The sequence below is a fragment of the Micromonospora sp. NPDC047074 genome, assembly GCF_040643815.1.
Lineage (GTDB): Bacteria > Actinomycetota > Actinomycetes > Mycobacteriales > Micromonosporaceae > Micromonospora.
The window spans coordinates 551,585-570,027 of sequence record NZ_JBEYVB010000001.1 but is presented as its reverse complement, the minus strand read 5'-3'; the positions used below and the strand labels follow the sequence as shown (position 1 = coordinate 570,027).

Genomic DNA, 18,443 nt, shown 5'->3' with positions numbered 1-18,443 from the left:
CGAGGATCATCCTGCGGCCGGAGCGGCTACTGGGCCCGGCCGGATACGGTCGGACGCATGACTGGTGAGCACCCGGCCCTCTCCCTGCGTGGCCTGGCCAAACAGTTCGACGGCAAGGTCGCCGTGGCCGGCGTCGACCTCGACGTCCCAGCCGGCTCCTTCTACGGCCTGCTCGGCCCGAACGGCGCGGGTAAGACCACCACCCTGTCCATGGCGGTCGGGCTGCTCCGGCCGGACGCCGGCGGTGCCCGGGTGCTCGGGCACGACGTCTGGGCCGACCCGGTGCAGGCCAAACACCTGCTCGGCGTGATGCCCGACGGCGCGCGGCTCTTCGACCGGCTCAGCGGCGCGGAGCTGCTCGCGTACCACGGGCTGTTGCGCGGAATGGACCCGGCGGTCGTCGACCAGCGGGCGGCGGAGCTGCTGGACGTGCTCGCGCTCGCCGACGCCGGCCGCACCCTGGTGGTCGACTACTCGGCCGGCATGAAGAAGAAGATCGGCCTGGCCTGCGCGCTGCTGCACGGGCCCCGGCTGCTGGTGCTGGACGAGCCCTTCGAGGCGGTCGACCCGGTCTCCGCCGCGCTGATCCGGGACATCCTGCACCGGTACGTCACCGGCGGCGGCACTGTTGTCTTCTCCAGCCACGTCATGGAGGTCGTCGAGCGGCTCTGCTCCCACGTCGCGATCCTCGCTGCGGGCACCATCAAGCGCGTCGGCACCATCGACGAGGTGCGCGCCGGACGCTCGCTGGAACAGGTCTTCGTCGAGGTGGTCGGCGGCCGTACGGCGACTGGCGAGGAGCTGGCGTGGCTGTCGCGGTGAGTGACCCGGCCACGCTCGCCCGGCGGGTCTCCGCCCGGCACTTCGTCCGCCTCAAGCTGCGGGTGATGGGCAACAACTTCCGGGGCCAGGGCTGGCGGGTCGCGCTCTTCGTGGGCGGCGTCGTGGCCGGGCTCTGCTTCGCCGGTACGGGCTTCTTCCTGCTCGCCGCGCCCGGCCTGGCCGGTGAGAGCCGTTACGCGCTGATGATCGCCGCCTTCGGCGGTGGCCTCACGGTGCTCGGCTGGCTGCTGCTGCCGCTGGTCTTCTTCGGGGTGGACGAGACGCTGGACCCGGCCCGGTTCGCGCTGCTGCCGCTGCCCCGCCGCACGCTCGTCACCGGGCTGTTCGCCGCCGCCTTCGTCAGCGTCCCCACGATCGCGGTGCTGCTGGCCCTGTCCGGGCTGGTGGTCACCGCCGGGGCGCTGGGCGGCTGGTTCGCCGCCGTGGTCGCCGCCGTCGGGGTGGTCGCCGGGTTGCTGCTCTGCGTCGCCGCCGCCCGGGCGGTCACCAGCGCGTTCGCCACCGCACTGCGCTCCCGCCGGGTCCGCGACCTGGCCGCCGTGCTGCTCGCCGTGCTCGCCGCGCTGATCGGGCCGTTGCAGCTCGTGGGCGTCGCCGCCCTCTCCGACACCGACTGGGACCGGCTCGACGGCGTGGCCGAAGTGGTCGGCTGGACGCCGTTCGGCGCCGCCTGGACGGCCGGCATCGAGGTGGCCGAGGGCCGGGCCTGGGCCGCGCCGCTGAAGCTGCTGATCACGGCGGCGACGGTCGTCGCGCTGCTGGCCTGGTGGTCCCGCTCGCTCGAGTCGGCCATGGTGGGCGCGGCCAGCGGCGGTCCGGCCCCTGCCCGGCGCGGCGTGCTGGGCGGTGCGGTCGCCCAGCTCTTTCCGCGAGCCACCGGCTGGCTCCGGCGGGACCAGTTCGGTGCCCTGGTCGCCCGGGAGTCCCGCTACTGGTGGCGGGACGCCCGCCGCCGGGCCAACCTGATCACCGTCGCGGTCGTCGGCCTCTTCGTGCCGGTCATGGTCAATCTGGGCGGCTCGGGCTTCACCGTCGAAGGCGGGCAGGGCTTCACGGCCAGCCCCGACTCGTCCCCGCTGCTGGCCAGCCTGTCGATGCTCTTCGTCGGCCTGCTCGCCGCCGTCACCCTGGCCAACCAGTTCGGCTTCGACGGCAGCGCGTACGCGGCGAACGTGGTCGCGGGTGTGCCCGGTCAGCAGGAGCTGCGCGCCCGGATCGCCGCGTTCTCGATCTACGTCCTGCCGATGCTGGCGGTGATCTCCGTGGTCGTCGGGGTGGTCCTCGGCGAACCCGGCTGGATCGGGCTGATGGCGGGCACCCTGCTCGCCACCTACGGCGCGGGGCTGGCCGTGAACTGCTTCGTCTCGGTGCTCGGGGCGTACTCGCTGCCGGAGACGAGCAACCCGTTCGCGTTGAACAGCGGCGCCGGGGTGGCGAAGGGCCTCCTCACCCTGCTGGCGATGCTCGGTACGGCCGCCGCGGCGGTGCCGATGGTGATCGCCGCCGCGCTGCTCGGCGACGTCTGGCTCTGGCTGGCCCTGCCGGTCGGCGCCGCGTACGGCCTGGGGGCGGCGCTGCTCGGCGCGTACCTGGCCGGCGACGTGCTGGACCGCCGGATGCCCGAGCTGCTGGCCACGGTCACCCCGCGCCGCTGACCTCGTCGCCGTGACTCCTCGGTGCGGCGGGTCTCCGCAGGTGGGGGCACAATTGCCCGATGCCCGTCGTCGAAGCGGTGGCGACCGTCCCGGTCCCGCCCGAGCTGGCCTTCGCCGTCTCCCAGACCACCGCGCCCGTGCGCTACCGGTGGGACCCGTTCGTCCGCGAGCAGCACTTCACCGACGGGGCTACCCGGCCCGGCAAGGGGGTGCGTACCTTCACCCGCTCCCGGCACGGCCTGGCGATGGTGAGCGAGTACGTCTCCTGGGCGCCGCCCAGCCACGTCGGCATGAAGATGGTGCGCGGCCCGTGGTTCTTCGAGATGTTCGCCGGCGGCTGGCGGTTCGCGCCCGCCCCGGAGCCCGGCCACGCGATCGCCACCTGGCGGTACAGCTTCCGCTGCCGCCCGGCGTTCCTCCGCCCGGTCGCGGACCGGATCGGGGTCTGGCTGCTCGGCCGCGACATCCGGCGCCGGATCGCCGGGTACGCCGCCGGCTGCGCGGACCCGGAGGTGCTGGCCGCCGCCCGCCGGTCACTGACCGCCGGCGACTGACCCCTTTCCGGGGTACGCCGCCCGGCCGCGCCTCACAGCCGTCGGTCAGCGGGCTGCCCGTGCCCGGCCGCCACCGCCCGCCGACGAACGAGCGCCAGGCGCCTGGCAAACACGAGGGCCGGGCGGGACGGTCCAGACCGTGTGACTCTCCGTTATATTCCGGCGTTTCCCGGCCGCCTGCCACCACCCTGCCTCACCCCCTTTGCTCTGCAGCCATCCACGCACCGACTACGGGAGGTAGCCGGTGCTTCCGTGGCTGCAGAGCAAAGGGGGCGAGAGGCGGGATCCTGACCCGGCAAGCTGGAAGAACGAAGCGCTGGTCAGCGGACATCAAGCCAGAAGCGACTGTCTTTCAAGCTCCGACATTGGTCGACTTTCGACTACGCCCCGTGATACCGCACGTTTCGAGCAGAGCGTGACAGTCGGTGACCAAATTGCTGTCCGTCCAGTAGCGGCCGAGAGTCCCGGGCACTGAGAAGAGCGGACACGAGGCGGTCCCGGCCCCTCGGGGCGGGGGAGGCCGCACAATGTTTCACGTGAATCATGAGCCGGGCGCCGAGATCCACCACGTCGACCCGTTCGCCGTGCCCGCCGATCGACGGTCCCCCGTACGCCGGTTGCGGGGTCGGCTGGCGTCCCCGGTGACGCTCTGGACGGCGCCCGAGCCGGCGGGCCTGACGGTGTCGTCCACGCTGGTCGCGGAAGGCGAGCCGGACCGGCTCCTCGGCCTGGTCGACCCCGAGTCGGACCTGTGGGCGGCGGTCGAGTCCGCCGGCCGTTTCGCGGTGGCTCCGCTGAACCCGGCGCACCGGCAGCTCGCCGACCGGTTCGCGGGCCTCTTCCCGTCCCCGGGCGGCCTGTTCGCGACCGGCGCGTGGACCGACACCCCCTACGGCCCGGTGCCGGCCGATGTCGGCGGCTGGGCGGGGTGCCGGCTCGACACGGCCCGCGAGTACGGCTGGGGTTTGCTGGTGGAGGCCACCATCGAGGCCGTCGAGCTGACCGGGGAGACGGATCCGCTGCTGCACTACCGGGGCCGGTACCGCGAGCTGACCTGACAACCGCGACCGTTCGGCCGGCCTGACGGCGACCGTTCGGCCGGGCCGACGTCGCGCCCGGCGACCGCTCAACGGAGTGAGCTGGGTCACTCGGCGCAGCCACCGTGCCGTTCGGCGCAGCCACCGACCAGCACCGATCTCACCCTTCCCCGGCGGGGAGCGTGCTTTCTACCGTGCGCGAAACTCCCCCACGCCTGTGAAGGTGGTGATCCACACATGTCCACGGACACACCCGCGTCCACGCCGTCGGCCTCGGCGGCGGACCGGTATCTCGCCGTACAACGGTCGGACGAGTTCGCCGGGTTGCGGCGCGCACTGCGCGGCTTCGTCTTCCCGATGACCGTCGCGTTCTTCCTGTGGTACGCGCTCTACGTGATCCTGTCCGCGTACGCGCGGGACTTCATGGGCACGAAGCTCTTCGGCAGCAACATCAACGTCGCCCTCGTCTTCGGCCTGCTCCAGTTCGTCTCCACGTTCCTGATCGCCTGGCTCTACTCCCGGTTCGCCGACCGGAAGATCGACCCGGTCGCCGACCGGATCCGCGCCGAGATCGGGGAGGTGGGCCATGAACACGGTCCTCGCGGCTGAGGCGGGCAGCACCACCGCCCGCAACCTCACCATCACGCTCTTCCTGATCTTCGTCGCGGTGACCCTGGCCATCACCATCTGGGCCAGCCGGCAGACCAAGACCGCCACCGACTTCTACGCCGGCGGCCGGTCCTTCTCCGGCTTCCAGAACGGCATGGCGATCGGTGGCGACTACATGTCGGCCGCGTCGTTCCTCGGCATCGCGGGCATCATCGCCCTCTACGGGTACGACGGCTTCCTCTACTCGATCGGCTTCCTGGTCGCCTGGCTGGTGGCGCTGCTGCTGGTCGCGGAGCTGCTGCGCAACTCCGGCCGGTACACGATGGCCGACGTGCTGGCCTTCCGGATGCGCCAGCGCCCGGTGCGTACGGCCGCGGCGGTCTCCACCATCACGGTGTCGATCTTCTACCTGCTGGCGCAGATGGTCGGCGCCGGCGCGCTGGTCGCCCTGCTGCTCGGCATCAAGCCCGGCACCACCTTCCTCGGCATGGACGCCGACACCGCCAAGGTGGCCACCATCATCCTGGTCGGCGCCCTGATGATCATCTACGTCACCGTGGGCGGCATGAAGGGCACCACGTACGTGCAGATCGTCAAGGCGTTCCTGCTGATGGGCGGCGCGACGATCATGACCGTGCTGGTGCTGGCGAAGTACAACTTCAACCTGTCGGAGCTGCTCGGTGACGCCGCCGACTCCTCGGGCAAGGGCAGCGCCTTCCTCGAACCCGGGCTGCGCTACGGCGTCGAGGTGGCCGGCAACGCGACACAGACCTTCTACAACAAGGTGGACCTGCTGTCGCTCGGCATCGCGCTGGTACTCGGCACCGCCGGCCTGCCGCACATCCTGATCCGCTTCTACACCGTCCCGACGGCAAAGGCGGCCCGCAAGAGCGTGCTGTGGGCGATCGGCATCATCGGCGCCTTCTACCTGCTCACCCTGGCCCTCGGTTTCGGCGCCGCGGCGCTGGTCGGCAGCGAGGCGATCACCGCGCAGGACAAGGCCGGCAACACGGCCGCGCCGCAACTCGCCGAGGCGCTCGGCATCGACTTCCTCGGCGGCGACCTGGGCGGTGCCACCCTGTTGGCGATCATCGCGGCGGTCGCGTTCGCCACGATCCTGGCCGTGGTGGCCGGCCTGACCCTGGCGTCCTCGTCCAGCCTGGCGCACGATTTCTACGCCAACGTGATCAAGAACGGGAGCGCGTCCGAGCGGCAGGAGGTCAGGGTCGCCCGAATCTCCGCCCTGGTGATCGGCGCGATCTCGATCGTGCTGTCGATCTACGCACAGAACCTGAACGTGGCCTTCCTGGTGGCGTTGGCCTTCGCGGTGGCCGCCTCGGGCAACCTGCCGGCGATCCTCTACAGCCTGTTCTGGCGGCGGTTCAACACCTCGGGCGCGGTCTGGTCCATCTACGGTGGCCTGCTCTCCGCCGTACTGCTGGTGTTCTTCTCGCCGGTGGTCTCCGGAGCGGCCACCTCGATGTTCCCCGAGCACGACTGGCAGTGGTTCCCGCTGTCCAATCCGGGCATCCTGTCGATCCCGTTCGGCTTCCTGTGCGGCTGGATCGGCACGGTGATCTCGAAGGAACGGGACGAGGAGAAGTACGCGGAACTGGAGGTGCGCGCCCTCACCGGCGCCGGTGCCCACTGACGGCCGGCAGGGGTGTAAGGAAGGGCCCCTTCCTAACGCTATGCGTTAGGAAGGGGCCCTTCCTTACACAAAGGTGGGGTAGGGCGATGGGTAGGCTGACCGGCATGAACCTCGTTCCGCGCTTCGGCCCCGGTCACCGCATCCTCGTCACCGGCGGTGCCGGTTTCGTGCCATCGCACCTGGTGGACGCCCTGATCAACCGCGGCTGCACGGTGGTCGCGCTGGACAACTTCGTCACCGGGTCGAAGGAGAACGTCGCCCACCTGTCGGACGAGCCGAGGTTCACGCTGGTCGAGGCCGACATCTCGGACGGCCTGCCGACCCACCACCCGGCGATGGCCGAGCGGTTCGACGCGATCCTGCACATGGCCTCGCCGGCGAGCCCGACCGACTTCGAGAAGCTGCCGGTGGAGATCCTCAAGGTCGGCTCGGTGGCCACCCTGCACCTGCTGGACCGCGCGGTCGCGGACGGCGCCCGGTTCCTGATGGCCTCCACCTCCGAGGCGTACGGGGACCCGAAGGAGCACCCCCAGCGCGAGACGTACTGGGGCAACGTCAACCCGATCGGCATCCGCGCCGTCTACGACGAGGCCAAGCGCTTCTCCGAGGCGGCCACGATGGCCTACCACCGCAGCCGCGGGCTGGACGTCGCCATCGTCCGGATCTTCAACACGTACGGCCCGCGGATGCGGCCGGACGACGGCCGGGCCATTCCCACCTTCATCTCCCAGGCGCTGCGCGGCGAGCCGATCACGGTGCACGGCACCGGCAACCAGACCCGCTCGATCTGCTACGTGGCCGACCTGGTGCGCGGCATCCTGCTGCTGCTCGACTCCCGCGAGACGGGGCCGATCAACTGCGGCACCGAGCACGAGATGAGCATGCGTCAGCTCGCCGAGACGATCGTCGACCTCTGCGGGAGCAGCTCCGAGGTGACCTACATCACCCGCAGTGCCGACGACCCGGAGATGCGCCGCCCGGATCTGACCCTCGCCCGCGAGTTGCTCGGTTACGAGCCGACCGTGCGACCCGAAGACGGCCTCCGGCGCACGATCGAGTGGTTCCGCGAGCGGCTGGCATAGCCGATCCGCCGCGCCGGCCGCGCGCACGTCGGCGTCGCTGAAGGGCAGTGTTGGCAACACGTACGTACCCTGAGTTACATGTCAGCGACCACGCCCGCCGGAGTTCCACTCCCGCACCTGCACCGCAGCGCCGGGCGCGCCTCGGTGCCCGGCTCTGGCCGGGACGCCGCCGGACGCGCCCGGCCGGCCGGGGCCAACTGGTCCCCGGCCCCTGGCGAGCCACGGGCCGGCGGTCCCGGTGGGCCCGGAGGGCCGAGCGGTCCTGGTGGCCCGGGCGGTCCCGGTGGGCCGGGTGGCCTCGGCGGGCCGGGCCGGCGCGGCGCACGACCCCGGTGGGGCCGGATCGCCCTGGTGGCGGGCGTGGCCGTGCTGGTGCTCGCACTGCTCGGCGGTGCGGGCGCCTGGTTCTACGCCCGGGGCCTCGACGACGACCTGGCCCGCACCGACCCGTTCTCGGAGATCACCGGGGGCCGGCCGCCCAAGGCGGTGGACGGCGCGCTGAACATCCTGCTGGTCGGCAGCGACTCGCGGGACCCGGACGCCCCGGTCGACAAGTCCAGCAAGTGGCGGGCCGACACGATCATCGTGATGCACATCCCGTCCGACCACCAGAAGGCCTACCTGGTCTCCATCCCCCGCGACCTCTACGTGCCGATCCCGGAGGGCGCCAACGCGGACTGCGGTTCCGGTCAGCGCGGGAAGATCAACGCCGCGTTCGCCTTCGGTGGGCTGCCGCTGGCCGTCCGGACGGTGGAGTGCTTCACCGACGTACGGCTGGATCACGTGATGGCGATCGACTTCGCCGGCTTCAAGCAGGTCACCGACGCCCTCGGCGGCGTCGACCTGAAGGTGGAGCGGACCGTCACCTCGATCCACAAGCCGTACCGGACGTTCACCAAGGGCACCAACCACATGAACGGCGCCGAGGCGCTGGACTGGATCCGGCAGCGCAAGCAGTTCCCGGACGGTGACTTCGCCCGGATGCGCCACCAGCAGGAGTTCCTCCGCGCGCTGATGGACAAGGCGGCGAGCACGGGCACGCTGACCAACCCGAAGAAGCTGAACGACTTCCTCAAGTCGGTCACCGCCGCGGTCACCGTCGACGAGGGTTTCTCGCTTGTCGACATGGGTGTCCAGTTCCGCAACCTGCGCGGCCAGAACCTGACCTTCGTCACCAGCCCGCACGTCGGCAGCCAGACCATCAACGGCGAGTCGGTGGTGGTGTCGGACAAGGAGAAGGCGCTGGCGATGTACAAGGCGATGTCCGCCGACACCATGACCGCCTGGGTGGAGGCCAACGAGAAGAAGGACAGCACCGGCAACTGAGCTCCATCGGCCGGCCGACCCACCCGTGATCGACAGGAGTCGTCGCGAATCTGTGGGGCGGCCGGCCGTTTCCTGTGAGCCAACCGCCGATCAGCCGTATCGATCTGGACGTTCGGTCAGTTTCCCTGGATGACGGCCGGGCGAACGACATTTGACGCTCGGACGACCTCGCCAGGACGGGAAAGCGTCCGTAAAGTGGTCCCGCCCCCTGATAAACGCGAGCTGGAGCACGCATGCCGGTTCAGACCAGCCGTCGCCCTCCGGCGCTGGATTCCCCCCACGGCCCGACCATCCCGAAGCAGCACACCAAGGGCGGAAAGCCCGGCCCCGGCACCAGGAAGAAGCGGTCGCGCCGCAAGGATCCGCTCTGGGCCCGTCTCACCCTGATCCTCGGCGCGGTGCTGATGGTGACCAGCGGTGCCGCCGTCGTCGGCAGCAAGGTGCTGATCGACCAGGCCACCGGCAACATCGCCCAGCGCAACCTGCTCGGCGACGCGAGCAAGTCGGACGCCGAGGGCGGCAACAGCCTCGAAGGCCCGATCGACATGCTGCTGCTCGGCGTGGACGCCCGGGAGCGGTGGGCCGCCGACGACGTCCGGGCGGACAGCATCATCGTGCTGCACATCCCCGCGACGCACGACCAGGCGTACCTGATCTCGATCCCCCGGGACACCGAGGCCCACATCCCGGCCTTCAAGAAGAGCGGTTGGCAGGGCGGCACCGACAAGATCAACGCAGCGTTCCAGGCCGGCGCCCGCAATGGTGGCGGCTGGGAGGGCGGCGCCCAGCTGATGGCCCAGACGATCAAGAAGATGACCGGGATCAGCTTCGACGGCGCGGCGATCATCAACTTCGGCGGCTTCAAGAACGTCATCGACGCCCTGGGCTCGGTGCGGATCTGCGTCAGCCAGGAGGTCGAGTCGATCCACATGTCGTACGTCGACGGCAAGCCGATGTGGAACGCGGACGCGAAGAAGACCGGCAAGCAGCGGACGCCCGTGGTGCACAAGAAGGGCTGCCGTGAGATGGAGGGCTGGGCGGCGCTGGACTACTCCCGGCAGCGCAAGTCGCTGAAGAACGGCGACTACGACCGCCAGCAGAACCAGCAGCAGCTGATCAAGGCGATGGCCCGCAAGGCCACCGAGGACGGCACGCTGACCAACCCGCTCAAGCTGAACGAGCTGATCAAGGTGGCTGGCAAGGCGTTCATCCTGGACACCGGCGGCGTGCCGGTCGCCGACTTCGTCTTCACGATGCGCGGGGTGACCGGCAACGACCTGGTGATGCTGAAGACGAACGGCGGCACCTTCCACAGCGACGGCAACCGGGAGACCCTGAGCCAGGAGACGCTGGACATGTTCCACGCGGTCAAACAGGACAAGCTGGCCGAGTTCGTCTTCGCCAACCCGCAGGTGATCTCCGGCCGCAAGTAGCCGGCCGACGTGGGGGCACCGCCGGCTCCGGCCGGCGCGCGCCCTGGCGGGAAAGTCGGCGAAGCGGCCCGGGACGCCGGGGCCGGCCCGTAGCCTGACGTGAGGAAGATTCACGTACGGGCCGCGGGGAGGCGTCACGTCCAGATCGGCGGGCGACGGTCGGGGCCGGGCCGGGGTAGACGCCCGGACCGCCCGGCCGCGCCGTGCCCGCTGGCCCCGACTGCTGCTCGGCGTCGGTCTGGCCCTGGTGCTGCTGGCCGGGCTCGCCGTGGTGGGCCTCCAGGTGCTCTCCGACCGGTACGAGCGCGCCGTCGTCCGGGAGCAGCTACTCGACCCCACCGCCCGCCGGGAGCGCACCGACCCCGACGGTCCGCTCAACTACCTGCTGGTGGGAACCGACCGGTGGCAGAGCGGCAGCGCGGCCGACCGGCGGTCCGACACCATCCTCATCGTGCACGTACCGGCCGGCGGCCGGGAGGCGTACCTCGTCTCCGTTCCCCGGGACCTGCTCGTCGCCATCCCCGCCGGCAGCGGCTACGGCGGCGGCCAGGACAAGATCAATGCGGCGTACGAGCACGGCGGGGGCGGCCTGCCGGGCACCCGGCTGCTCTCGGCCACCCTGGCGAGGCTGACCGGCATCCGCTTCGACGGCGCGGCACTTATCGACTTCTCCGGCTTCCGCAAGGTCATCGACCTGCTCGGCGGGGTACGCATGTGCGTGGACACCGAGGTCCGCTCGATCCACACCGACCGGGTCTTCCAGCCCGGCTGCCAGCAGATGGACGGCGGCCAGGCGCTGGACTACGTCCGCCAGCGCTACGACCTGCCGGGCGGCGACTACGACCGGCAGACCCACCAGCAGCAACTGCTGCGGGCCATGCTGGAGCGCACGAGCGAGACGTCGCTGCGGACGAATCCCGTCAAGCTGGACCAGGTGATCCGGGCCGTGGGCAGCTCGCTGACCGTGGACACCAACGGCGTACCGCTGGAGGACCTCGTCCTCGCCCTGCGCGACCTGCCGGCCGACGCGCTGCGCGGCGTGCGGGTGCCCTCCCGTCCCCAGACCATCGACCAGGTGTCGTACGTGGTCCTCGACAACGGCGGGAACGGGCTGTTCGAGGCGGTACGCGGCACCAGCGTGCCGGACTGGGCCCGGGCCAACCCGGGCTGGGTCACCCGCCTGTGACGCCCCGAGGCGGCACGCCGCCGGACGCCCGGGCGAGGCTCTAGGCTTGGCCCGTGTTCGGATCCCAGGTTCCCACCATCACCGTGACCGAGATAGCCGACGACGCCTACCTGCTCGACGTCCGGGAGGACGACGAGTGGAACGCCGGCCACGCCCCTGGCGCGCACCACCTGCCGATGATGGAGCTGCCGGCCCGGATCGCCGAGGTGCCCACCGACCGCGACGTCGCCGTCATCTGCCGCTCCGGCGGGCGCTCCGCGCAGGTCGTCACCTACCTGATGCGCAACGGGTGGGACCAGGTGCGCAACGTCGCGGGCGGGATGGGCGAGTGGGCCGCCGCCGGGCGACCGGTGGTCGGCGAGGACGGGCAGCCGGGCCGGGTCGTCTAGGACGGACGCGATGGGCGAACCCCTGGTCTTCGCGCACCGAGGCTCCTCGTACGACCTGCCCGAGCACACCCTCGCCGCCTACCTGCGGGCCCTCGACGAGGGCGCCGACGGGTTGGAGTGCGACGTCCGGCTGACCCGGGACGGGCACCTGGTCTGCGTACACGACCGCCGGCTCGACCGGACCAGCAACGGCCACGGGTTGGTCAGCGCCCGCACCCTCGCCGAGCTGGAGGCGCTGGACTTCGGCTCCTGGCACCCGGGCTGCGTACCCGCCGACGGGGACGAGGTGCTGGACGAGTCACACACCCGGCTGCTCACCCTGGAGCGGCTGCTGGACGCCGTGCGGGCCGCCGGCCGGCCGGTGCGGCTGCTGGTGGAGACCAAGCACCCCTCCCGGCACGGCGGGAACGTGGAGCGCCGGCTGGTCGCGCTGCTGCGCTCGTACGGCCTGGCCGAGCCGGAACCGGACGCGCCGGTGCAGGTCACCGTCATGTCGTTCTCCCCGCTGGCCGTACGCCGGGTGCGGGAGCTGGCCCCCGCGCTGCCCACGGTGCTGCTGCTGGAGGTGCTGCCGCGCTGGCTGCCGCTGGGGCGGCTGCCGTTCGGCACCCGGATCGCCGGGCCCGGCGTCGCCCTGGTGCGGGCCCGTCCGCAGCTGGTGCCCGCGCTGCGGGCGGCGGGCAACCAGGTCTACGTGTGGACCGTCAACGAGCCGGCGGACCTGGACCTCGCCCTGGCCGCCGGGGCGGACGGCATCATCACCGACCGGCCGGCGCACACGCTGGCCCGCCTGGGCCGGTGACGCCGATGGCGGCGGGGCCGCCTCACGCACGTCGCCCGCCGACCCGTGGCCCGGCGCCGACCGGGCAGGGGTGTCCGGAAGTCGTCCGGCGGGGCACACTCGGGGGCATGCCGGAGCGCACCGACTTCGCCGCTCTCATCACCGGGCACACCGCCGTGATCGAAATGGTCAATTCCGGCGACACCGGCCTCCCGGTCCTCACCCGCCTGATGCGGGTGGCCCAGTCGGCGCTCGGCGCGGCGGGCACGGCGTTCGTCGAGTTCGCGCCGACGGGTGGCCGGGTGATCGCCGCGACCGGAGCCGTCGAGTGGGCCATCGGCCGGCCCGTGCCCACCGACGACCCGTCCACCGTGTGCGTGCCCTCCGGCGAGCGGGTGTGCCAGGTCCGGACGGACGCCCTCACCAGCAGGCTCGCCGGCGAGCTGGCCGAGCGGGGGCTGCTCACGATGATGGTCGCCCACGCGGAGAGTGGCGGCCTGCCGGTGGGCAGCCTGCACGTGCTCTATCCGGACGGGGACGATCCGCCGGATGCCGGGCAGCACGCCGTGGTGGGCTACGTGGCCGCCTGCGTCGCCCACCTGTACGGCGACCAGACCGGGCTGCCCGTGCACGGCGACGGGTCCGTCGTGGCGGCGCTGGCGGACGGACTGGCCGTGGTCGACCACGACGGCCACGTCCGGCTCTGGAACCCGGCCGCCGTCCAGGTCACCGGCCGTTCCACGGGTCAGGCACTCAACCGGCCGCTGCCCTTCCCGCTGCCGCCGTCCGGGCAGGTGCTCGACCACCGGTTGCCGGACGGCCGCTGGCTCCGGATCACGTCCGGCGAGCTGCCCGGCCCCGGCACCCTGCGCGTGGTCACCTTCCGGGACATCACCGACCAGCACCGCCGCGACCACGACCGGGATCTCTTCGTCGCGGTGACCAGCCACGAGCTGCGTACGCCGGTGACCGTGATCAAGGGCTACGCCGACACGCTCACCGACCACTGGGAGTCGTTGACCGAGTCGGACCGGCGACAGGCCGCGCGGGTCATCGGGCAGCGCGCCAACGAGCTGGCCCGGCTGGTCGACCGGCTGCTCTCCTCGGCCGCCGAGGCGGGGCCGGGCGACGAGGCCCCCGCCCCGTACGACCTCGGCGAAGCACTGCACACGGCGGCGGCCGACCTGCCGGCGGAGCTGCGGCAGCGGCTCGTCCTGCGGCTCCCCGCCGACCTGCCGAAGGCGCTCGGCCACCGGGCGAGTGTGGCCACCATCCTCACCGAGCTGTGCACGAACGCCGGCAAGTACTCCCCGGCGGGTTCACCCATCGACGTCACCGCCGAGGCGGACGGGTCCACGGTCTCCTTCCGGGTCGGCGACCGGGGCATCGGCGTCCGCCCCGAGCACGTGGAGCGGGCCTTCGACCGGTTCTGGCAGGGCGAGTCGGGCGACCGCCGCCGCTTTCCCGGGGCCGGGCTCGGCCTCTATCTCGTCCGTCGGATCGTTGAGCAGCAGAATGGATGGGTATCCCTACGGCCGAGGGCCGGTGGCGGTACGGTCGCAGAGGTGCGGCTGCCCCGCGGGTGACGACGACGGGGCGGGAAAGGGACGAAGGTGTCGACGGGAGCTGTCGAGCGGGCATGGTGCGTGGTGGTGCCCCACCACGCCGCCGGAGCACGGCTGGCACGGCGACGGCTCGCCGAGGAGCTGGCCGAAGTGGTGCCCCCGCCGCTCCTGGCCGACCTCGTCGCGGTCCTGGCCGAGCTGGTCGGCAACGCGGTCCGGCACGCCGACCCGTTGCCCGGCGGGGTGGTCCGGGTGGCCTGGCGGCTGCGCGGCGGGGCCGGCGGCCAGCAGGTGCAGCTCCGGGTGACCGACGGCGGAGCCGCCGTGGGCCCCACGATACGGGCCGCCGACACGGAGGCCGTGGACGGCCGGGGGCTGCACATCGTCTCGGGGCTGGCCGACCGCTGGGGCGTCGAGCGGGACGGCCTGGGCCAGAGCGTGTGGGCCGAGTTCGACCCGGCGGACGTCACCCGGTCGGACCTGGCCGTGGCCGGCTGACCGGTCACGAGAGGCGGGTCCTGCCCCCACCGGGCGGCCGGGGCCTCTAGGCTGTCTCGCCGTGAGCAAGCGTCGAAAGAGCCAGCGGGCCGCCGAAGCCACCCCCAAGCGGGAGAAGGTGCGGGACATCTTCGTGCCCCGACCGTTCGAGGGGCTGACCGACGAGCCGGAGTGGATCGCCCTGCGGGAGCTGGTGCCGGCCGCCTCGGCGCCGCTGCGGCTCGCCCCCGCCCTGGTCGAGGAGTTCGGCGACCGCGAGGTCACCCTGGCCACCGTGCTGCCGATGGCCGCCCCGGCGATGACCAAGCCGGACGGGCGGGTCCTGATCGGGCTCCAGCGGCACATCCAGTCGGGCGACGTCTCCCGGGACCTGGCCGAGGCGCTGCTCTGCGCGCTGCGGGCGGAGCCGGGCAGCCCGGTGACCGTGCCGCCGCTGCCCGGCCCCGGCCCCCGGTTGCAGGACGTCCTGGTCGACGGCCCGCTGGAGATCAGCATGCACGACGGGTTCGAGTTCTGGCTCGACCCGGGCGCCGGCGACGACCCGAACGTGCAGGCGTCCCTGGAACGGGCGAACGCCGCGATCTATCCCACCGTCCGGCTCGCCGCCGCCCGGGCCGCCTACTGGTGCCAGGTGCCGGAGAAGGCGCACGTGCGTTGGGTGCTGCCCGACGACGAGGACGCCGCGCTGGACGCGCTGGCCCGGCTGAGTGTGGCCGGCACGCTCGTCCTCGGCGAGCACACCCGGTTCGCGGGCATGTTCCGGGCCCACGGCCGGTTGGTGCCGGTCTGGGACCTGCCGGAGGAGGTGCCGGCCGCCGACTGGGAGCAGCCGCTGGCCGACTTCGCCAAGCGGTACGCCGAGGCCCTCGCCGACCCCGCCCCGCTGGACGCCGCCGGCCGGCGGGCCCGGCACGGTCTGCTCGGCCGCCAGCTCACCCTGCGCTGAGCCACCCCGCACCCTGACGCCACGCGGCGACGCAGTGCCCGTGGTGTTAGGAAGGGCACTTTCCTCTACGAAATACGTTAGGAAGGTGCCCTTCCTTTCACCTGGAGCGGGTCTCGGGTCAGGGGGCAGGACATGCAGCGCGGGCCGCCCCGGCCGGAGCCCAGCTCGGAGCCGGCGATCGGGATGACCTCGATGCCGGCGCGTTCCAACTGCGCGTTGGTCGCCGTGTTGCGTTCGTAGCCCACGCAGAGCCGGGGAGCGAGGGCGAGGGTGTTGTTGCCGTCGTCCCACTGCTCGCGTTCCGCGGTGACCGGGTCCAGGCCGGTGTCGATCACCCGGAGCCGGGGCAGGTCCATCGCGTCGGCGGCGGCCCGCAGGAACGGCGCCGGCCCGTCCACCCGTGGGTCCTCGCCGTCCGTCCCGGCGATGACCGTGTACGCCGACAGCGTGTGGGCGATGTTCGGGTACATCAGCACGGCGTCGACGTCCACCATCGTGCAGACGGTGTCGAGGTGCATGGTCGCCCGCTCCTGGGCGATCGGGACGACGAGGATGGTGTGGGCCAGCCCGGCGGCGAACACCTGCCGGGCGAGCCGTTCCGCGCCGGCCGGGGTGGTCCGCTCGCCCACCCCGACGGCCAGCACCCCCGGCGCGAGGAGCAGCACGTCGCCGCCCTCCAGGTGCTCCAGCCCGGGCTGGTAGACGAGTTCCGTGCCGGCGAACCGCGGGTGGTGCCGGTAGATGGCGTCGGTCAGCGTGGTCTCCCGCCGCCGCGCCGGCATCGCCAGGCTGGTCACCCCGACCCGGTCGCCGATCCAGACCGAGGAGTCCCGGGTGAACAGCAGGTTGGGCAGCGGGTCGATGACGAAGTCGTGCCGGTCCATCAGGGTGTAGACCAGGCCGCCGGGCCGGTCCCGGCTGACCCGCAGTTCCTCGTGGGCCAGCCCGGCGATGAGCACGTCGGCGAGCGCCACGGGATCGAGGTACGCGAGGTGGTCGGCGACCCGGGCGCGCAGCGAGTCGCCGAGCCGGCGCGAGCGCAGCACCGCCTCGGTGAGTTCGGCCCGCGCGTCGGCGATGGCGAGCGTCTCGGCGAGTAGGGTCGCGAGGTAGAGCACCTCGACCCCGCGCTCGCGCAGGGCCGTGGCGAAGCCGTCGTGCTCCTCCTGGGCGCGTCCGACCCACGGGATGGCGTCGAAGAGGAGCGAGTCGTTGTTGCGCGGGGTGAGCCGGGCGAGCTCGGGGCCGGGACGGTGCAGCAGCACGGTTCCGAGCCGGCCGACTTCGCTGTCCACGTAGTGGGTCACCCTCGCAGCGTAGGACAGGGTTTGGCGGCATCCGATAAAACAGGGGTGGATGAATATGGCATTCATCCACACTCACTCCGGCGTTCCAACTTGCCGACACGGGGGACTGGCAACGTAGGGTAGTGAGGACATAACTTCGAGGGACCTTTTGCCGGAGGTCGCGATGACTGTCTTTCCCGATCGTCGAGCCGTAACGTCCGCCCGGGCACTGCCGCCCGCGGCGGTGCCACACCCCCGGGTGGAGTCGCCGGGGGTGCTCACACCCGTCCGTCCGTCCCCGTTGGAGTGGGCCCGCCGCCGTCGGGCCGAGCGGGGCGCGCGACGGCTGGAGGCGGCGGGCGCCCGGGCGCTCGGCCGACTCGATCACCTCGGGCCCTCCTGGCACGTCATCGAGTGGCCCCGCACGGACAACATCGACCTCCTCGACCACGAACGCGACGACCGCGCCGGGTTCCTCGCCATCGGGCCGAGCGGGCTCTTCGCGGTCACCATCGCCGACCATGGCCGGGCCCGGGTGCTGGTGGCCGGGGACGTGGTGCAGATCAACGGCAAGCGGCCGCCCTATGTGGCGGAGGCCCGTCGCGACGCCAAGCGCGCCAGCAAGGCGCTCTCCGACGCGGTGGGGCTGCCGATTCCGGTGTCGCCGGTGCTGACCTTCGTCGGGTCCGGCGTCATCAGCGTCTACGGCCTGCCGAAGGACTGCCTCATGGCCACCCACCGCGAGTTGGACCGCCTGCTCGTCGCCGGAGGCAGCCGGATCAGCCCGGCCACCGCCGAAAAACTCTCCCGGGTCGCGCAGCATCCCGAGACCTGGATGAACGGCGCGTACCGTCCGGCGGCCGACTACCGGTGGTACGAGGGCGGCCGAACGGCCACTGACAAGCCGGCCAACCGGCGGTAACGTCACCTGCGACGCCACGCACCCGGGCGCCTGCCGGCGCCCGCCGGTCGCGTCGTCGTCGGCCGCCCGGTCAGGGCACTCCCTCACCCTTCGGCGGTCCGACGACCCCCACGCGGTCGGCGACGCTCGCGGCGACCGGCTAGCGTGGACGGACCGTCGGTGTACATAGGAGGCGCGGTGGCCCACGTCGAACTCTCGCTCTCTGACGTGTTCGTGCCAGCGGCGGGGACATCGACAGGGCAGGAGTCCGACAACGTCGGGCGGTGGTCGTCGACCGTCTCCCGCGCCGACGAGCCGTGCCTGCTGATCGACGCCGCGACGAGGGTGGTCGCCGTCTCCACCTCCGGGTGTGAGCTGCTCTACCTGGGCGCCCCAGAAGACGTGATCGGGTTGCCGCTGCTCGACGGCGGCCTGCGGCTGCTCGACTTCACCGCCAACCGGGGCGAGCTGACCGAGCCCGAGATAGACAAGATCCCGCCGCTGCTGGCCCTCTCCTCCAAACGCCTGGCCCGGGGGCTGCTCCGGGTCCAGGGCATGTCGGCCGAGGCGCCGGACTCGACCGTCGACGCGATCTCCACTCCGGTGCTCACCGACGGGACGGTCACCGGCTCGCTCACGTTCTTCTCCCCGGTCTGACCAGCAGTGGGATGTGGCGCTCGCCGCACGCGGCGAAGCTGGGG

The 18,443-nt window shown here is 72.1% G+C and carries 17 protein-coding genes and 1 pseudogene; 17 read left to right on the top strand and 1 reads right to left on the bottom strand.

The genetic code is table 11. The features are described from left to right. Positions 1-57 precede the first annotated feature (57 nt). The 15 genes and pseudogenes from ABZ809_RS02715 to ABZ809_RS02645 all read left to right on the top strand — a co-directional run bounded on the left by ABZ809_RS02715 (position 58) and on the right by ABZ809_RS02645 (position 15,555). A complete protein-coding gene (locus tag ABZ809_RS02715) occupies positions 58-822 on the top strand; it encodes an ABC transporter ATP-binding protein (protein WP_357560577.1) in 765 nt (254 codons plus the stop codon). Next, the gene (locus ABZ809_RS02710; RefSeq protein WP_357560576.1) at positions 807-2,498 is read left to right on the top strand and encodes an ABC transporter permease; all 1,692 of its coding nucleotides are present in this window, start codon (positions 807-809) and stop codon (positions 2,496-2,498) included. Before ABZ809_RS02715 ends, ABZ809_RS02710 begins: the two co-directional genes overlap by 16 nt. Positions 2,499-2,557: 59 nt before the next feature. Continuing rightward, the gene (locus tag ABZ809_RS02705) at positions 2,558-3,052 is read left to right on the top strand and encodes an SRPBCC family protein (protein ID WP_357560575.1); all 495 of its coding nucleotides are present in this window, start codon (positions 2,558-2,560) and stop codon (positions 3,050-3,052) included. A 518-nt stretch (positions 3,053-3,570) separates the two neighbouring features. Further along, positions 3,571-4,110, top strand: a pseudogene (locus ABZ809_RS02700) (flavin reductase family protein); the annotation flags it as partial. A gap of 216 nt (positions 4,111-4,326) precedes the next feature. Beyond that, entirely contained in the window at positions 4,327-4,698 is a 372-nt protein-coding gene (locus ABZ809_RS02695; RefSeq protein ID WP_357560573.1) for a DUF485 domain-containing protein, read from the top strand. After that, a complete protein-coding gene (locus ABZ809_RS02690) occupies positions 4,676-6,349 on the top strand; it encodes a cation acetate symporter (protein ID WP_357560572.1) in 1,674 nt (557 codons plus the stop codon). The genes ABZ809_RS02695 and ABZ809_RS02690 overlap by 23 nt, the downstream gene beginning before the upstream one ends. A gap of 104 nt (positions 6,350-6,453) precedes the next feature. Beyond that, complete coding sequence (locus ABZ809_RS02685; RefSeq protein WP_357560571.1) at positions 6,454-7,431, top strand: UDP-glucuronic acid decarboxylase family protein; 978 nt, start codon at positions 6,454-6,456, stop codon at positions 7,429-7,431. A 78-nt stretch (positions 7,432-7,509) separates the two neighbouring features. Next, complete coding sequence (locus ABZ809_RS02680; RefSeq protein WP_357560569.1) at positions 7,510-8,757, top strand: LCP family protein; 1,248 nt, start codon at positions 7,510-7,512, stop codon at positions 8,755-8,757. 233 nt (positions 8,758-8,990) lie between these two features. Next, positions 8,991-10,190, top strand: a complete 1,200-nt coding sequence (locus ABZ809_RS02675) for an LCP family protein (protein ID WP_357560568.1) — start codon at positions 8,991-8,993, stop codon at positions 10,188-10,190. Positions 10,191-10,437: 247 nt separating this feature from the next. Next, a complete protein-coding gene (locus ABZ809_RS02670; RefSeq protein WP_357560567.1) occupies positions 10,438-11,376 on the top strand; it encodes an LCP family protein in 939 nt (312 codons plus the stop codon). Between the two features lie 53 nt (positions 11,377-11,429). After that, a complete protein-coding gene (locus tag ABZ809_RS02665) occupies positions 11,430-11,765 on the top strand; it encodes a rhodanese-like domain-containing protein (protein ID WP_357560566.1) in 336 nt (111 codons plus the stop codon). Positions 11,766-11,775: 10 nt separating this feature from the next. Then, the gene (locus ABZ809_RS02660) at positions 11,776-12,567 is read left to right on the top strand and encodes a glycerophosphodiester phosphodiesterase family protein (protein ID WP_357560564.1); all 792 of its coding nucleotides are present in this window, start codon (positions 11,776-11,778) and stop codon (positions 12,565-12,567) included. 107 nt (positions 12,568-12,674) lie between these two features. Further along, complete coding sequence (locus tag ABZ809_RS02655) at positions 12,675-14,132, top strand: ATP-binding protein (protein ID WP_357560563.1); 1,458 nt, start codon at positions 12,675-12,677, stop codon at positions 14,130-14,132. Between the two features lie 60 nt (positions 14,133-14,192). Continuing rightward, on the top strand, positions 14,193-14,609 hold the full coding sequence (locus ABZ809_RS02650) for an ATP-binding protein (RefSeq protein ID WP_357560818.1): 417 nt from the start codon (positions 14,193-14,195) through the stop codon (positions 14,607-14,609). A gap of 61 nt (positions 14,610-14,670) precedes the next feature. Beyond that, positions 14,671-15,555: a DUF5926 family protein gene (locus tag ABZ809_RS02645; protein ID WP_357560561.1), complete on the top strand. Its 885-nt coding sequence runs from the start codon at positions 14,671-14,673 to the stop codon at positions 15,553-15,555. A 77-nt stretch (positions 15,556-15,632) separates the two neighbouring features. On the opposite strand, the gene ABZ809_RS02640 is transcribed toward ABZ809_RS02645, so the two are convergent. Next, positions 15,633-16,862, bottom strand: a complete 1,230-nt coding sequence (locus tag ABZ809_RS02640) for an arginine deiminase (protein WP_357560559.1) — start codon at positions 16,860-16,862, stop codon at positions 15,633-15,635. Positions 16,863-17,025: 163 nt separating this feature from the next. On the opposite strand from ABZ809_RS02640, the gene ABZ809_RS02635 reads away from it, so the two are divergent. Both ABZ809_RS02635 and ABZ809_RS02630 read left to right on the top strand, forming a co-directional pair. Next, complete coding sequence (locus ABZ809_RS02635; protein WP_357560558.1) at positions 17,026-17,763, top strand: hypothetical protein; 738 nt, start codon at positions 17,026-17,028, stop codon at positions 17,761-17,763. Between the two features lie 177 nt (positions 17,764-17,940). Beyond that, entirely contained in the window at positions 17,941-18,399 is a 459-nt protein-coding gene (locus ABZ809_RS02630; RefSeq protein ID WP_357560557.1) for a hypothetical protein, read from the top strand. The last annotated feature ends 44 nt before the right edge of the window (positions 18,400-18,443 follow it).

Bases quoted from the DNA above. Each gene is read 5' to 3' on its own strand.
- ABZ809_RS02685 (WP_357560571.1), top strand. From the start codon at position 6,454: ATGAACCTCGTTCCGCGCTTCGGCCCCGGTCACCGCATCCTCGTCACC.
- ABZ809_RS02705 (WP_357560575.1), top strand. From the start codon at position 2,558: ATGCCCGTCGTCGAAGCGGTGGCGACCGTCCCGGTCCCGCCCGAGCTG.
- ABZ809_RS02635 (WP_357560558.1), top strand. From the start codon at position 17,026: ATGACTGTCTTTCCCGATCGTCGAGCCGTAACGTCCGCCCGGGCACTG.
- ABZ809_RS02680 (WP_357560569.1), top strand. From the start codon at position 7,510: ATGTCAGCGACCACGCCCGCCGGAGTTCCACTCCCGCACCTGCACCGC.
- ABZ809_RS02655 (WP_357560563.1), top strand. From the start codon at position 12,675: ATGCCGGAGCGCACCGACTTCGCCGCTCTCATCACCGGGCACACCGCC.
- ABZ809_RS02660 (WP_357560564.1), top strand. From the start codon at position 11,776: ATGGGCGAACCCCTGGTCTTCGCGCACCGAGGCTCCTCGTACGACCTG.
- ABZ809_RS02690 (WP_357560572.1), top strand. From the start codon at position 4,676: ATGAACACGGTCCTCGCGGCTGAGGCGGGCAGCACCACCGCCCGCAAC.
- ABZ809_RS02675 (WP_357560568.1), top strand. From the start codon at position 8,991: ATGCCGGTTCAGACCAGCCGTCGCCCTCCGGCGCTGGATTCCCCCCAC.
- ABZ809_RS02715 (WP_357560577.1), top strand. From the start codon at position 58: ATGACTGGTGAGCACCCGGCCCTCTCCCTGCGTGGCCTGGCCAAACAG.
- ABZ809_RS02695 (WP_357560573.1), top strand. From the start codon at position 4,327: ATGTCCACGGACACACCCGCGTCCACGCCGTCGGCCTCGGCGGCGGAC.